General features: G+C 72.7%; 5 protein-coding genes. 3 read left to right on the plus strand and 2 right to left on the minus strand.

What is annotated here, in order from left to right; translation table 11 throughout:
• Nucleotides 1-158: 158 nt before the first annotated feature.
• Nucleotides 159-3,530: a S8 family serine peptidase gene (locus tag EV382_RS13220; RefSeq protein ID WP_130401911.1), complete on the minus strand. Its 3,372-nt coding sequence runs from the start codon at nucleotides 3,528-3,530 to the stop codon at nucleotides 159-161.
• Between the two features lie 652 nt (nucleotides 3,531-4,182).
• Between EV382_RS13220 and EV382_RS13225 the strand changes: the two genes are divergently transcribed.
• From EV382_RS13225 to EV382_RS33800, 3 genes are all read left to right on the plus strand, one after another.
• Nucleotides 4,183-5,640 carry a hypothetical protein gene (locus EV382_RS13225; protein WP_130401913.1) on the plus strand — a complete coding sequence of 486 codons (1,458 nt, stop codon included), beginning with the start codon at nucleotides 4,183-4,185 and terminating at the stop codon, nucleotides 5,638-5,640.
• The gene (locus EV382_RS13230) at nucleotides 5,637-6,578 is read left to right on the plus strand and encodes an RICIN domain-containing protein (RefSeq protein WP_130401915.1); all 942 of its coding nucleotides are present in this window, start codon (nucleotides 5,637-5,639) and stop codon (nucleotides 6,576-6,578) included. The genes EV382_RS13225 and EV382_RS13230 overlap by 4 nt, the downstream gene beginning before the upstream one ends.
• A 78-nt stretch (nucleotides 6,579-6,656) precedes the next feature.
• Nucleotides 6,657-10,190, plus strand: coding sequence for a right-handed parallel beta-helix repeat-containing protein (locus EV382_RS33800; RefSeq protein ID WP_130401917.1), 3,534 nt, complete (start codon nucleotides 6,657-6,659; stop codon nucleotides 10,188-10,190).
• 42 nt (nucleotides 10,191-10,232) lie between these two features.
• Here EV382_RS33800 and EV382_RS13240 read toward each other — a convergent pair whose 3' ends face one another.
• Nucleotides 10,233-13,019 (minus strand): helix-turn-helix transcriptional regulator, encoded by a 2,787-nt coding sequence (locus EV382_RS13240; RefSeq protein WP_130401919.1) that lies wholly within the window; start codon nucleotides 13,017-13,019, stop codon nucleotides 10,233-10,235.
• Nucleotides 13,020-13,148: the final 129 nt, after the last annotated feature.

Consider the following 13,148-nt stretch of genomic DNA (forward strand, 5'->3'; position numbering starts at 1 on the left):
CGCACACGAGTTGCCATCTGCACGTCGATCGCCGGACGTTTTCGGTTCAACCGACGTCCAAATCGTGATCTCGTGGCGGGGAGGAACGCACGGCACGCGGTGGGTGCCGATGGGCCCGGTACGGCCGACTGTCGGGTCGGCCGCACCGGGCGCGACGGTCAGCCGGCCTGGTACGCCCGGATGATCGTCTGATCGATGCCGCTACCGGCGTCGCCCTCCGCCTTCACCCGCAGCGACACGGCCTTGCCGGTCTTCACCGTGGGCAGCTCGACCCGGTAGCTGTCTGCGCTGCGGGTGACCCGGGCCGTCTGCCAGGTGCCACCGTCGTCAGTGGAGGTCCACACCTGGAAGGTGGTCACCTTCTGCGCGGACAGGACGCGGGACTGCCGGACGGTGAACTCCGCCGTGCCACCCGTGGGGTGGTTGGCGAGGTCCAACGGCAGCGCGTAGTCGAGCGCGAGCAGCGGCAGTGCCACGCTTCCGGTTCCCGACGGTCCGGCGGACCGGAACGTCCACGTGGTGCTGGTCCGGGAGGAGACGGGCAGCAGCAGGCTCGCGTCGACGTCGTAGGTCAGCCGGTAGTCGGCCGCCTGCTGCGGCACACCGAAGTCGGCGTACGGGCCGCTGCCCTTGGCGACCAGCTTGCCGTCGCGGTAGAGGGCCAGGTCGCGGGTCACCCCGATCAGCTTGCCCCGGAGGCAGTCGACGCGGTCGTGCTGGTCGATGAACGTGACGAGGTCGACGTGCAGGTTGCCGCGCGTCCGCGACGGAGCGGTCGGGTTGCTCGCGCATCCGTAGCCGGTGCCGGCCGGGTTGTCGGACCAGCCGGGGTGCAGTGGCTGACGCGCCCAGATCTTGGTCTGCTGGCTGCCCGGCAGGTAGGTGCGCGGCGGCTCGTGGGCCGGCGTGCCGCCGTACGTGCCGTGGTCGCGCCAGACGACACCGGGCGAGAGGTAGTCGGTGCGGTTCCCCGTCAGGCCGCCCTCGGAGGTCTGCGCCACCGGGATCCCGTCCTCGGTGTACCCGCCGCGCAGGAGCTGGGTCTCCATCGACTCCAGGTCGACCTGGTGGAACCGCTCGTCGATCCGGGCCAGCTTGGCCCGGTCGGCCGCGGTGACCCGGAACGCCGGGTCGGCCGGCACGCCCTTCGGGTACTCGTGCACGAGGTAGTAGTGGTACGGGGTGGTTACCGCGGCCGGCGACTCCAGGCTGACGGCGGACCAGGCCCGCTGGGAGCCGATGCCGGGCTGCGGCAGCTCCCCCACCGACACCTTCGCCGCGGGGCCGACGCCGTTGACCTGGCTCAGCCACGAGGAACCGTTGGCGGCGGTCCGGAGCATGGTGTAGTCGACCTGGAAGGGGTTGGCGGAGACGCCGTCGACCTTCGCGAGCACGGGCCGGGCCTGTGCCGGGTCGAGGGTCAGGCTACGGGCGCCCGTCACCGTGACGTCGGTGCTGCCGACGACCGCCGCCTGCTGCTCGGTGGTCCAGCCGCCGTAGTACGAGATGTACGCGCCGATGAACGCGTACCGCCCGGCCGGCACCCGCACCGTGAGGGTGTCGCCCGGCGCTCCGGCAACCATGCCGGCGTAGATCAGCGGGTCCTTCAGGTTGGTCACCTCGACGAAGACCGAATTGTCCGCGTCCTCCCGCACCGCGGGGATGGGCTTGGTGTGGATCGTCAGGTCGTAGGTGGGAGGCTCGACGTAGAAGCTCACCGGGGTGGTCGAGACCAGCTTGTGGCCGGGGCCGCGAGCGGTGACAGTGGCCACGTAGTAGCCGGGGTGGTCGGCCAGGGCGGGGCGGTTGAGCCGGAGCCTCACGCCGTCCGGGCCGCCGCGCTTGAGCGCCAGCCGGGACGACGACAGCGACGCCGCGCCGCGCTGCACCGGAGCGCCGTCGTGGGCGGTGACCGTCACGTCGAGATCGAGGTTGACGGTCGCCGGCGTCTTGTCGCCGCTCCAGGTCAGCGTCGTCTCGCTGACGCCGGACTGCGGGTAGGCGAAGGTGCCGAGGTTGACCACCGGCTGGTTGCTGACCGGGCCGTCGAGGGCCCGGAGAGCGTTGAGCCGTCCCGCGCCGACCGCGTACGGGTCGTTGCCGGCCAGCGGGTCGGCGGCGCCGACGAGAGCGGCCTTGAGCTGCGCACCCGTCCAGTCCGGGTGCCGCTGCGCGAGCAGGGCGGCGGCGCCGGCCACGTGCGGGGCGGCCATCGACGTGCCGGTGGAGCCCTCGTAGTACTGGTCGATCGGGTCCTGCAGGTTCGTCCCGGCGGCGCGGGCGGCGATGATGTCGATGCCCGGTGCGACGAGCTCGGGCTTCGCCACGCTCCCGCCGACCAGCGGCCCACGGCTGGAGAAGTAGCCGAGCTTGTCGTCACCGTCGACCGCGCCGACGGTGAGGGCGGTCGCCGCGGAGCCGGGCGAGGAGATGGCGGCGCCGCTGTTGCCGGCGGAGATGACGAACAGCGCGCCGCTGGACCGGCTCAGCGCGTCGACGGCCAGCGACAGCGGGTCGTTGCCGTCGTCACCGTCCTCACCGCCGAGGCTCATGTTGATGACGTCAGCCCGGGAGGCGGCCCACTCCATGCCCGCGATGATGCCGGAGTCGTCGCCGAAGCCGTGGTCGTCGAGAACCTTGCCGATCACCAGCTTGGCGTCCGGTGCCACCCCGCGGCGGTCACCGTTCGCGGCGGCGCCGGTGCCGGCGATTGTCGACGCCACGTGCGTCCCGTGTCCCATGTGGTCGACGGCGTCACCGCCCTCGACCGTGAAGTCGGCCCGGTCGACCACCCGGCCGACCAGGTCGGGGTGGGTGAAGTCGGCGCCGGAGTCGAGGACCGCGACCCGGACGCCCTTGCCGGTGTAGCTGGCCTTCCACGCCTCCGGCGCGGCGATCTGGCCCAGGTTCCGGTCGAGGCCACGACCGGGAGCCGCGCCGTGGCCACCGCCGGTGAGCGCGGTCGCGCGGACCTTGCGGTCGAGCCACACCTTCGTCGCACCGGCGAGCAGCGCGTCGCCGGCCCGCTTCGCGGTGGCGCTCGTCTTCTTGGGTACGTGGCCGGCCACCGCGTTGATGCTCGGCAACGTCAGCGCGTCGTCGAGGCCGGTGACGCGCGCGTTCTGCGTGGCCGACCGCACGATGACGGGCAGCGTGTCGCTGTTCTCGTCGTCGTAGCCGTCGGCGATGAGCGCGCTGACGTCGAACAGGTCGGGGTCCAGGAGACCGCCGACCTTCGCCGCGACCTTCGCGGGGATCACGTGCAGGTGCCCGTCCGGCCCGCAGGTCTGCCGGATCACGGCATCGGGGTCGGCGGGTCGCACCGTGGCCCGCGGGCATCCCGAACCGGTGGTCTGGACCGTCACCACGTCTCCGGTCAGGAGGGTGACGGTGTGGGTGGTCCCGCCGGCGGTGTCGGACGCGCCGGCCAGGGCGGCCTCACCGGGGTCGGCTGTGGCCGGCGCCGGTACGGCGCCGAGCGCCGTCGCCGTGACGGCGATGGCCAGCAGCCATCGCGTTTTCCTGAACATCTTGCTCCCTTGACGATGGTGACGGCGCGCGTTCAGCACGCCGCGGGGCGCGGGTCACACGGGCTGCCGGAGCAGGATCCGGGCCCTGGGAGAGGCCCTCTCCCCTCCGCCGGCGCCACACCGCGCCGCCTGGGCACCCTTGCGGTGCCGCGTTTCTAGATCATTTCCCGAGTGGCACAGCTTCGTGTCGGCGGGTGACCCGCCCGCGCGGGCCGATCGTCTCCGTGCCGTCCGACCATCGACGAAACCCCAGCTCACGACGTGGATGCGGATCGATGCTCGATGACGTCGACTCGTCAGCCGAGGGTTTCGGCCACGTTTCGCGGCGGCGGGAGGCCGGGGTCGCGACCTCGCGGTGCGCCCCTGACGTTCACGTGGTCGCCCCCTTCCCGACACCGGCAGTTCACCGTTTGTTCAGATAAGGCCCCGACGCTCTCCACCGGAAGATCATCGCGTTGCTCCGGCGGTGTCGTGGCGGCGTGGCCACCAGCAGACCGGAGGCGGACGAGAGCGAAAGTCACCCGCTGCTCCGGCCTGATCGCGGCGACAGGTCGGGCGGTCGTCGAGGGCCGAACCCGCGAATGTGGCGCCCGTCGGGTCTTCCCCGCCCGGCCGGCCGCGCCGGGACCCCCTTTCCCAGGAGGCCTTTGACGTGGGTGACGCGCGAGCACGGTGGTACGGGACCACCCTGGTGATCGGGGCGGACGACCGGCTCCCCGGTGACCTGGTGGCAGCCCTGCCCCGCGAGCGAGGTCGGCACATGGTGCTGCTGGCCGGCGACGAACCGATCGCACCCGAACTCGTCGACGAGGTCATCCGCAGCGAGTTGCAGGACCCGACGTCGATCCGGCTCGCATCGACCGGAGGTCGCGCCGGCGCTGTCGCGCAGCGGCTCGCCGATCGGGCCGGAATCGAGGTCGTCGCCCCGGCGGGGCCGACCATGCTGGTCGCGCCGGGCGCGCTGTTCGTCGCCAGCAGATCCGGTCTGGGAGCCTGGCGCATCCACCGGCCGGGAGGCAGGGCCACCAAGGTCCTCGACATGCCCCGCCATCCCACCCCGCCGTGGCGAACCCCGCTGCCCGGCCGGCCGGGCCGGCGACCGGGCCGGCTGTCGGCCCGGATCCTGCCGGCGGGATACTGGGTGACGAGCGCGCGCTGGGCGTCCGTCGCCCGCGACGACCCCGCCTTCGCGATCGAGATCGACAACGACCGGGTCGTGGTCCTCGTCGGCCAGCCGGACCGCCGCCCGCCGTCCGCGCGACGGCTGTACCGGTGGCTGTCCCACCTGCCCGAGAGCACCCTGGGTCAGCTGACTCTCATGCCGTACGGCCCCTGGGACGCCCTGCTCGACGAGGTCGCCACCCACCTCAGCACCGAACTGCACGTCACCGTACGTCGCACCGCCGGGCTTCCGGTGCGGGTCCGCGACACGACGTGCTACGTGCCGGTGAACCGTGCCGGCGGGATCGGGGCGAGGTCCCCGGCGCAGACGATGTCCTATGTCACCAACGACCCGGCACCTCGCGTCGAGTCGTGGATCAGCCCGGTGACACAGCGCGTCGAGACCGGCTCACCGGTCGTGGAGGTCGACGGCCGGTGGATCCTGGAGGTGGTGCGCAGCGGTTACTGGCTGCGCGAGGCCGGCGCCTCCGCCCCGGACGAGGTGCGGCTGCGACCCACGGTCGTGGGCGGCACCGAGTTCGTGGTCTCCGCGTCCGGTGCCGAGTCGCTCGACCTGGCTCACCGGCTCGCCGCACGTCTTCCGGCCGACGTCCGCAGCAACCTGCGCGTCACGCAGATCACTCAGACGGCGTCGCCCCGTTCGTCGTCGCCGCAGAGTGTGGGCCGGCAGACCCCGATCGTCCCGCCGGCTCCCCGTACGCGAACAGCCCCGGCGACACCGGCCGTCGCGGCCGCTGCGCCCCGCCCGTCCCTGCCCGTCGTCGAGCCCCTTCTCGCACCGCACCCCCCGCTGGTCCCCACGGAGCAGCCGGTCCTCTCGGCGCCGACGCCGATCGGACGGACGGAACACGTCAGCGCCCCGCCGACCGCCGCCGAGGCGACCGCTTCCCCCGCAACCGACCACGATCGGACCAAGGATCACCCGTGAGCGCCGTGCCCACCGACAGCGACAGCCAGCCCAACGACGTGCCGGGTGCCATCCCGCGCCCCTACCTCCTGGCGGGGTTGCGCGGCGACTCCGGGATGGCCGTCGTCAGCATGGGCCGCTGGCAGGGGAAAGCCCTCGTCGCTGTCGGCCTGGCCCTGATCCCCGTCATCGCCCTGGCGATCCTGCTCCCCCGTGGCGGCTCGGCCGACGGTGACCCGGTGGCGACGCCGGGAACGTCCGGGGCGGCCGCCCACGGCGGCCTGCCGTTGGGTGCGCCGCCGAACCCGGCGAATCAGGTGGATCTGGCGGGCAACTCCACCTCCAGTCCGTCGCCGGGCGCACCGCTGGGCACGCCGTCGGCGGGCAGCGGATCCCCGCAGGTGCCGATCACGGGCACACCCAACCTGCCACCGGGCGGCACCGCTGTGGCCCCGCCACCGGGCGGTACCACGCAGGCCCCGCCACCGGGCACCCCGGCCCCGCCGCAGGACATCCCTGCTCCGCCGCCGGGCACGCCGGCACAGACACCGTCCCCGGGCAAGACGACCAGCCCTGCGGCGTCGACCGGTCGCCCGATCGCCAGCCACGACTCGGGCAAGTGCCTCCAGGCCGCGGCCAAGGACGGCTCGGCGGTGCGGATCTGGTCCTGTGACGGCTCCGCGGCGCAGCGGTGGAGCGTCGGCTCCGACGGCACGCTCAGGACCGGCGGCTTCTGCCTGGACGCGCCCTGGGGCGCCACCGCCGACGGCACCACCCTCCAGGTCGCGCGCTGCAACGGCGGCTCGGCGCAGAAGTTCGCCCTGAACTCCGCCCACGACATCGTCGGCCGGCAGTCGGGCAGCTGCGTCGACGTCCGCGACTTCAGCACCGCCAACGGCACCGCCGTTCAGCTGTGGAGTTGCACGGGGGCCAACAACCAGAAATGGAGCTGGCGGTAGCCCTCCTGTCGAACCCCACCGCCCCGGGTTGATCCCGCTGCTCGCGCCCAGCCGACCCCATCGTGAACGGCAGTCCAGTTGAACCAGCCCCGTCTCACCGTCTCCGCCACCGGCGAGGACTCCCACCGCACCATCGCGGCAGCGCTGCAGGCGGCACCACCGGACGCCATCATCGACGTGGAGCCCGGCACCTACCCGGAGTCGCTGACCGTCGGCTCGCCCTGCACCATCCGAGCCGCCCAGGGATCAGGGACAGTCGTCGTCTCGGCGTCCGCCGGCAGCGCCGTGGTGTCGCAGGCCGAGGACGTGGTGCTCGACGGCCTGACGCTCACCGGCGTCGACCCGGACCTCGCGGTGCTGGACGTGCCGAGTGGACGGTTGCGCCTCGCGACGTGCGAGATACAGGCGGAGGCGGGTGCCGCGATCTACGCTCGCGCCTCGTCGAACCTGTCCGTGACGGGCTGCCAGATTCGCAACCCCGGCGGCGCGGGGATCATCGCGGTCGACGAGGCTGCCGTCCTGGTACGGGACAGCAGCGTCACCGAGGTCCGCACCTCCGCGGTGGTGGTGCGGGACTCGGCGACGATGGTGCTGCGCAACAGCGTCGTCGCCGACGCCGGAGGGAACGGCGTCTGCGGCACCGACCAGTCCTGGCTCACGGTGGAACGCTGCACCGTCACCCGCATGACGGGCCCGGCGATCGCCGTCGAGGGTGCCTGCAACGCGGTGTTGCGCTCGACCGTCGTGCGGGGCACGTACGACGTCGGGCTCCTGGTGACCGGTGGGGCCCGCCCTGTCGTGGAGGAGTGCCGGATCACCGGCACGGGCGGGGCTGGCATCGTCGTCGACGGCGGTGCCGACCCCCACCTGGTCAACGGCTCGATCGCCGAGGCGGCCACCCACGGCCTCGTGGTCACGGGGAACGCCACCGGCACGTACATGGGCCTCACCATCGCCGACAGCGGCGCGGGCGTGACGGTGCTCAAGGGCGCCGACCCGGTCTTCCAGCGGCTGTCGGTGACCGGCAGCCGCAGCCACGGGATCGCCGTCGACTCCGACGGGCATGGACGGTGGGAGGACTCGACGGTCGACGGTTCGCACAGCGCGAACCTGCACGTCGCCCACGGCGGCGCGCCGGAGCTGGTCCGCACCCGACTGACCAACTCCGGAGACTCGGGGGTGGTCGCCGACGACGGCGCGGTGGCCGTCCTCCGCGGCTGTGACATCGGCGAGTCCGGCCGCGACGGTGTGTCCGTCCTGAGTGGCGGCGAGGTGATGCTGGAGGACTGCACCATCCGCCGCAACGGCGACCTGGGTGTCCGGGTCGACGACGCGGCCACCGCCTGGATCCTGCGCTGCGAGGTGTTCGAGAACACGTCGGACGGCATCCGGATCGACGGCCTCCCGGCCGGCTCGATCGAGGAGGGCTCGGCGCACCACAACGGCGGCCGGGGCCTGCGTCGGGCGGTCGCGGACAGCGGGCTGACGGTGACCGGCCTCGCGACCCACGACAACGCTGAGACCGACCACGACCCGGAGCCGGGCGAACGCCCGGCCGCGCCGCCCCACACGGAACACCCGGTCGCGATCGGACGCGCGGAGGTGACCCCACGCCCGCAGCCGGTCGGGTACGACACGGTCAGTGACGAGCACGACGACGCCCTCGCCGCCCTGGCCGAACAGCCACCGGTGGTCGTCGGCCCGACGCCCGAGGAGCCTCCCGCGCCGACCGATTCCCCGGAGGTGGTCGCGGACGAGGGTGCGGACCTGCCGCCGGACTCCGAGGTCGACGCCGACCCGCCGGGACAGGATGCGCACCCCCAGGGACAGGATGCGTACCCGCCGGAAGCCGGGACGGCCGGGCCGTCGGACGCGGACGACGACGAGTCACCCTCGGTCGTCGAGGTCGAGGAGCGCTCACCGTCGATCCGCGAGTCCGGCCACGCCGCGGCGGCGCCGGCGTTGGCGGGGGTGCTGGCCGAACTCGACGGGCTGGTCGGGCTGAGCGGGGTCAAACAGGAGGTCACCATGCTGGTCGACCTGCACCTGCTGACCGCCCGCCGGGCCGCCGCCGGGCTGCCACCACCACCGATGAGTCGGCATCTCGTCTTCGCCGGCCCGCCCGGCACCGGTAAGACCACTGTGGCGCGCCTGTACGGGCAGATCCTGCGGGCGCTGGGCACCCTGCGCAAGGGCCATGTGGTCGAGGTGGCCCGCGCGGACCTCGTCGCCCAGATCGTCGGCGGCACGGCGATCAAGACGACCGAGAAGTTCCGGGAGGCGTTGGGTGGGCTTCTCTTCATCGATGAGGCGTACGCGCTGACCGACGACAGCCTCGGCAACGGCCCGTCCTTCGGTCAGGAGGCCATCGAGACTCTGGTCAAGCTCATGGAGGACCACCGTGACGACATCGTCGTCGTGGTCGCCGGCTACTCGCCGCAGATGCGGACGTTCCTGTCGTCCAACCCGGGCCTCGCCTCCCGGTTCACCAAGACCATCGAGTTCGAGAGCTACTCCGACGATGAGCTGGTCACGATCGTCGAAGGGTTCTGCCGGCGCCATCGCTACACGCTCGACGGCACCGCGACGGGCGCGCTGCGGGATCTCTTCGCCCACATGCCCCGCGACGCCACGTTCGGCAACGGCCGCACGGCCCGGAAGGTGTTCGAGGACGCCATCGGCCGGCAGGCCCAGCGGCTGTCGCAGCTGGCCGTGATCCCCGCCGGCGAGTTGAGCGCCCTGCGCGCCCAGGACGTCCGACCGCCGGCCGCCGGGCGACTGCGCGTCGACTCCACCCGGGACGCCACACTCGCGCAGCTGCGCGCCAAGCTCACCGGCATGGTCGGCCTGGCGGAGGCCAAACAGGAGATCGACAACAGCGTCAACCTGCTGACCATCGCGCGCCGACGGGCCGAGGCGGGCCTGCCGCTGCCGGCGCTCGCCCGGAACCTGGTCTTCTGCGGTGCCCCGGGCACCGGCAAGACCACCGTCGCCCGTCTCTATGGCCAGGTGCTCGCCGCGCTGAACGTGCTCCCCACCGGGCAACTCGTCGAGGTCAGCCGGGCCGACCTGGTCGCCGAGTACCTGGGTCGTACCGCGCAGCGCATGCGCGAGGTGTTCGAGCGGGCGCGCGGCGGGGTGCTCTTCATCGACGAGGCGTACGCCCTGGCGTCCCCCGATCAGGGGCGTGCGGACGTCGCCCGGGAAGCCCGGGAGCTGCTGGTCAGGATGATCGACGACAGCCGCGACGACGTGGTGGTGATCGCCGCCGGCCAGCACGCGGAGATGACGGCCTTCCTGGAGGCGAGCCCGGCCCTGAGCGCCCGGTTCGCCCGCACGGTCCACTTCGCGGACTACGGCCCGCAGCAGCTGGTCACGATCGTGGAGCAGCACGCCGGCACGGCCGGGTACGAGGTCGACCCGCAGACCCGCACGGCGCTGCTCGGCTACTTCGCCGCGCCGAGCGGGGAGCCGGGGCTGCGCAATGGCCGCCTCGCCGAGCGGGTGCTGGAGAACATGATCCTGCACCAGTCGGGGCGTGTCTGCGGCATTCCCGACCCCAGCCGGGAAGACCTCGTCCGCCTGCTGCCACAGGACCTGACCAGATCCTGATCGGGGTGTGGACGCCCGTCACCGCGCGGCGACTGCTCGCCGTCACCCAGGGCTGCGGCTGTCCAGGTCGACAAGGGTGTCCCGGAGCGCGACCCGCGACGAGATCCCCAGTTTGGGGAAGATCTGGTAGAGGTGGGCGCCCACGGTGCGGTGGGAGATGAACAGTCGCTCGCCGATCTGACGGTTCGTCAGCCCTGAGGCGGCCAGCAGTGCGATCTCCCGCTCCTGTGGTGTCAGCACCGCGTCGGGATGCACGTCGTCCTGGTCCCCGACCCAGCGCGCGGCCCGCAGCTCGACCCGGGTCCGTTCCGCCCACGGCACGGCGCCCAACTCCTCGAACACCTTCAGCGCCTGGATCAACGGCCCCCGTGCCTCGCTCGTGGCGCGGGCACGGCGCAGCCGCTCTCCGTAGGCCAGCCGCACCCGGGCCAGGTCGAAGGGCCACCGGTGGGCGCCGTCCTCGCTCACGGCGCGCTGGTACGACGTCAGCGCCCGCTCATCGTCCGGCTCGACCATCGCGGCGAGCGCCACCATGAGGAATCCGTGCAGCGGAGAGATCCGTGCCACGCCGGCCCGTTGCAGGGTCGCCACGTGTGCGACGGCCTCGGCATGGCGTCCGGTCCGCAGTGCGGCCTCCACCAGGTCGATCGCCGCCCACAGGGAGACCTGCACGTGTGCGGCCAGTTCCCCGGGCTTGCTGATCCGCGAGACGGCGAGGAACGCCTGTTCGTAGTCTCCGCCGCCGAGTTCGGCCAGAGTGCGGGCGTGGTGGCCCCAGCGGACAGCGGTCTGGGCACCGCGGGCGGCGTTCATGCTGATCATCCGTTCGCTGAGCTCGATCGCCGCGGCGGTGTCGCCGCGGCCGGCGGCGAGCAGCGCCTGGATGTACTCGAAGTACCAGGTGAAGAAGGGGCACTGCGACTGCTCGCACACCTGCAGCCCTTCGGCGGCAAGCTCGTCGGCCTCGGCCCACAGGCCCATCTTGAAGTCGTCCCGAGCGAGCTGCAGCAGCGCGCTGAGGTGCAGTCGGGCGGGGCCGCCGTCGCGGCCCTGACGGATGACGTGCCACAGGGCGTCGCGCATGTCGCCGTGGCGGTCCGTGTGCTGGGCGGCGAGACCCAGGCGGAGGATGCGGGATGGATCGGTCTCCTGGTGGACGCCGGCGATCAGGGTGTCCAGGTGCTCGATCATCTCCGTTGAGACGCGTCCCGGGTCGAGGACCGTGGCGCCGGCCACCACCAGCAGGTGTTCGGGTTGCGGCCGGACCATGGCCAGCAGTCGGGCGAAATCCGCCCACCCTTCGGGTCGCCCGCTGAAGAAGCACAGCAGGAGCAGCAGGTGCAGCGCCTCGGTCAGGGCCGGCTCACGCGCGTCGAAGCCGTGGTCACCGGACTCGATCGCGTGCACCAGCAAGCGGTGGGCGGTGTCCAGGTGGCCGCCGTTGTTGATGACCACGAGGGTCGTCGCCGCGGCCGCGTGCAGCGACGGCGTCGCGTGCGGCTGGGCGTGCCGCGCCGACGCCAGCAGCTGCGCGGCGCTGTGGAAATCCCCCGCCGCGTGCGCGTCGAGGTAGGCGGCCTCCGCGAGACGGCGGGCTCGGCCGGCGGCGGGGCTCAGCTCGGCGGCGCGGATCAGCGCGGCCACGGCACCGCGGATGTCGCCGCGGGTCGCCTTCTGCCGCGCGGCGTCCTCCAGCAGGGCGGCGACCGGCTCGTCGGTGCCCACCGTCGCCTGCCCCAGATGCCAGGCTCGACGCTCGGAGTGGTTGGTCGCGGCGGCCAGCGCCGTGTGGGCGCGCCGACGGTCGGTGCTCGTCGAGGCGCGGATGACTCCGGAGCGTGTCAGCGGGTGGCGAAACGTCAGCACGCCACTCGACTCGTCCACCGAGATGAGGAGGTCCGCCTCCGCCGGCACCAGGTCGGCGAGCTCCGGCGGGTCGGCCAACCGCTGTGCCGCCGCCTGCAACACGCCCAGATCGCCGGTGCCCTCCAGCGTCGCCAACAGCAGCAGCTCGCGGGTCGGGCGCGGCAGGTTCGCCACCCGGCGGACGAACAGCACCTCCAACCGATCACCGAGTGGAAGCACTGCGGGCAGGTCGACGTTGCCTTCACGTTGCCCCCGGCTCAGGGCCGAGGGCAACTCCAGCAACGCCAGCGGGTTACCTTTCGCCCCGGCGAGGACCCGGTCGGCCACCGTACGGGTCAGCCCGGGGTGGCGGGCGTCGAGCAGTTGCCGGGCAGCCGTCTCCCGCAGCGGCATCACCACGTGCCGGCGCAGGCCGCTGTTCTCGAACACCCCGCAGCTTCCCGTCCGCATCGCGCCGAGGAAGCGTACGCGGGTGCCGGACAGCCGCCGGGCGACGAACGCGACGACGTCGACGCTGGCCCGGTCCATCCACTGCAGGTCATCCATGAGCAGCAGCAGGGGCTGCTCGGCGGCCCCGCGCTGCAACAGCATCAGCGCCGCGTGCGACGCCAGCAGCCGATCCGGCGCCGGACCCGTTCCGAAACCGAGGGCGACCCGCAGCGCGACGCGGTGCTCGGGGTCGAGGTTGTCCACTTCCCCGGCCAGCGGAAACAACAGTTGGTGCAGGACCGCGTAGGCGACGTCGGCCTCGAACTCGACACCGGAGGCCCGTATCACCCGCATCCCGGCGTCTGTCGCGGTCACGGACGCCGCCGCCATCAGCGCGGTCTTGCCGACCCCTGGCTCACCGAGAAGCACCAGGGAGTTCGTCGCGTCGTCCAGGAGGAAGCCGCGGATCAGAGCGAGGTCGTCGTCGCGCCCCAGCAGATCTGCGTCGACGTCGCGTCGCCCCGCCTCACTCACCCTCGGCCTCTCCCCCGCGCCAACCGTTGTGCACGCGCCGCGACCAGGGGTACGTCTTTTGCATAACGCTCAGACGTCACTTCGGCCCGACGACACGAGGCGGGATCATAGCGTCCGTAGGTGACCGCA

The sequence above is a fragment of the Micromonospora violae genome (assembly GCF_004217135.1).
GTDB lineage: Bacteria > Actinomycetota > Actinomycetes > Mycobacteriales > Micromonosporaceae > Micromonospora > Micromonospora violae.